This is a genomic window from Polaromonas sp. P1_G1, assembly GCF_056405595.1.
In genome coordinates, this window is record NZ_JBFUBU010000208.1 from 1 (window position 1) to 432 (window position 432).

The 432-nt window shown below is 61.6% G+C and carries 1 protein-coding gene; it reads right to left on the reverse strand.

Annotation, left to right across the window (positions count from 1 at the left end; translation table 11 throughout):
• Positions 1 to 432 (reverse strand): patatin-like phospholipase family protein (locus AC1D1Y_RS26500; RefSeq protein ID WP_477684969.1); only part of this gene is annotated, 432 nt, incomplete at both ends.

The following is a 432-nucleotide window of genomic DNA, read 5'->3' on the forward strand; positions in this document are numbered from 1 at the left end:
GGCATGCTCGGCCAGATGGCGACGTTGTGCGTAGCTGAAGGTGTTGGCCAGGTAGAGCTCGGGGTCGCGGTGGTCGGGCTCAATCCACACGATGTCGGTGTTGGGGTAGGCGTGGGCGTAGTGCTTCATACCCAGCTCCATGCGGGAGTGGATCATGGAGCGGAAGGTCTGACTCAGCACGGCGGGCAGGCCGCCATCCACGATGCGTGGAATCTTGCGTTTCTCGGTGGGCATGCCGCGCAGCATGACCTTGTCGAACTGCGGGGCTGTGGCGTTAAACGGAACCAGCGGGTTCAGGCAGATCATCAGGTCCACGCCATCGTCCAGTGCTACCGAGGCGTGCATGGTTTTCTTCAGCGCACCGTCCACGTAGTACTGATCGTCAATTTCCACGGGTGGAAACAGTCCTGGCAGCGCCGAGCTGGCTTGCAC